The organism is Tropicimonas sp. IMCC6043 (assembly GCF_004146235.1).
Lineage (GTDB): Bacteria > Pseudomonadota > Alphaproteobacteria > Rhodobacterales > Rhodobacteraceae > Tropicimonas.
Genome location: NZ_SELO01000108.1, coordinates 1 through 2,133, shown reverse-complemented (window position 1 = coordinate 2,133; position 2,133 = coordinate 1). Strand labels below are relative to the sequence as shown.

Below are 2,133 nucleotides of genomic sequence, written 5' to 3'. Positions count from 1 at the left end.
CATCGACCCTCGGCTTGCCACGAGATTTCGGAAAGTGCGGTCGCAGGCGCTCCATCTGCGCCTCCGTCAACCAGTAGTAGTTGCTCATGATGCCCCCAGCGTTCGGGAACGTGAATCACGACGATCCGGAAGAAACAAGCAAGTTTATGGGTCCTGACCCTAATGACCTGAGGGAAGTTGGAGGAATCGGGACAGGGAACTAGACTGCCCCCAAAAACGATAATTCAGGGGCGGGATGCATGGCCGAAAAATCGGACTGGCGAGCAATTCTTTCAGCATTTTTGGTTGGTGTTGCAGGAGCTGTTCAGGTCGGGCGCGTCGCGCCTGTGACCACTTTTCTTCAGCAAGACCTTCAACTCGACCTCTTCACGCTCGGTTGGTTGGTGTCGCTCATTACACTGGCATCGGCAGTCTTCGGACTGATTGCGGGCTATTGGGTGGTCCGGATCGGTCTGCGCGCATCGATAGTGACCGGCGCGCTCTTCATGGGCGTCTGCGCACTCGTTTCAGCGGTTGCGACATCCGTCCCGATCCTGGTCGGCGCACGCGTCTTGGAAGGGCTGGGATACCTTTTGGTGGTCGTTGCTGCCCCCACCCTGATCGCACATGAGGCCACGCAAAAGGATGCTTCTTTTGCGCTCGCGATGTGGGGAACCTTCTTTACGCTCGGACTGAGTATCGCGGCCTTTGCCGGTGGCATGATCTCGGAGATCATCGGTTGGCGAGGGTGGTTCCTTGCAAGCGCGGGGCTTGTCGTGCTCGCGGCCTTGGCAGCTTTGGTGTCCACTCCCGGCGACGAAAGGCACGCCGACGCTCGCTCGGACATCTGGGCCACCGTATACGCCATGCCCAAAGCATCCTGGCTTCTCGGCGCAGCATTTCTTGGCCTGACCCTGCTCAGTCTTTCAATCCTCAGCCTGTTGCCAACGTTCCTCGTGCAGGAATATGGCCTGACCCCCGGTTCCGCCGGAGGTGTCACTGGGGCTGTGGCCCTTACCAGCATCGCCGGAAGTCTCTCCTACGGGGCGCTCGCGAACCGGCTTTCCGAAACCGGTATCGCATCCGTGGCATCCCTCTTCTTGATCGCCTCGGCCTTTCCCACATTCGCAAATGCAGCAACGGCGGGCCAGATCGTCCCCTTTGCGGCAGTTTCAATCTTCATGTCGGGCATTCTTGTCGCCCAAACCTTTTCCGCCGTTCCAAGAGTCGCAAGGACTCCTCGCCTCATAGGGCCGAGCAATGGCCTGGTCGCGCAATTCGGGAGCGTTGGCGCGTTGACAGGCCCGCCATTGGTTGGAGCACTGATCTCAACCGCAAACTGGAACGCCGTGCCGTTCGTCGTCGCGGGGTTCACCCTGTCCTTCGTCGTGCTGTTTGGTCTTGCTTTGTCATCCCATAAAGCCTCTCTGTCGGAGGAATTCACATGAAACAATCGATGCTTCCTGCTCGGGCGGATGCCAGGTCGCCGGCAGGGGCAGACATTCGGTTCATCATGGATGGACCGACCGGAAACATGATTCATAGCACGGTGCCGCCCGGCCAGATCAATCGTGCGACCATCCATGCGACGGTGAGCGAGTTCTGGTACGTTCTGGAAGGCGAAGGTGAGATCTGGCGACGGGACTCTATCGAAGAGCGGATCACCGTCTTGTCGCCGAGTGTCTCGATAGACATTCCGGTCGGGACAGCCTTCCAGTACCGGAATACCGGTTCAGTCCCCTTGCGCTTTATCTGTGTTTCGATGCCCCCATGGCCCGGCGATTTTGAGGCCAGCCACATCGAGGGCGCGTGGGAACCGACCGTGTAGGTCGACTCTCACAACGATTGCCGTGCTTGCTTTCAACTCGCCGGATGGTGGCTTTTCCCGCATCCTGGTTTCTGACTTCATCGCACCAAAGGAAGTTGGCAGAGGCACGTCGGCTGCGGTGACGTCTCCACGCGCACAAACCAGATGCACAGCTAACGTGCTGCTGCACCCCAATTTGTTCCCCGAGGTTCGCCGCGGTCCTTTTGGGGACCGCGGCGTTGTTTCAGTTGGGGAAGGCGTCGCGCATGGCGGCGAGGATGACGTGGGTGGAGGCGGCGCCGGGGTCGACATGGCCGACCGAGCGGGCGCCGAGCTTCTTCGACCGC

General features: G+C 59.7%; 2 protein-coding genes and 1 pseudogene. 2 read left to right on the top strand and 1 reads right to left on the bottom strand.

The genetic code is table 11. From position 1 onward, the window contains the following. A pseudogene (locus EU800_RS25915) lies at positions 1 to 88 on the bottom strand (IS5/IS1182 family transposase); the annotation flags it as partial. 151 nt (positions 89 to 239) lie between these two features. On the opposite strand from EU800_RS25915, the gene EU800_RS25910 reads away from it, so the two are divergent. Continuing rightward, complete coding sequence (locus EU800_RS25910; protein WP_129636336.1) at positions 240 to 1,427, top strand: CynX/NimT family MFS transporter; 1,188 nt, start codon at positions 240 to 242, stop codon at positions 1,425 to 1,427. Further along, a complete protein-coding gene (locus EU800_RS25905; protein WP_129636335.1) occupies positions 1,424 to 1,807 on the top strand; it encodes a cupin domain-containing protein in 384 nt (127 codons plus the stop codon). The genes EU800_RS25910 and EU800_RS25905 overlap by 4 nt, the downstream gene beginning before the upstream one ends. Positions 1,808 to 2,133: the final 326 nt, after the last annotated feature.

Excerpts from the sequence above, each read along its gene's own strand:
- EU800_RS25910 (WP_129636336.1), top strand. The coding sequence starts at position 240 with ATGGCCGAAAAATCGGACTGGCGAGCAATTCTTTCAGCATTTTTGGTT.
- EU800_RS25905 (WP_129636335.1), top strand. The coding sequence starts at position 1,424 with ATGAAACAATCGATGCTTCCTGCTCGGGCGGATGCCAGGTCGCCGGCA.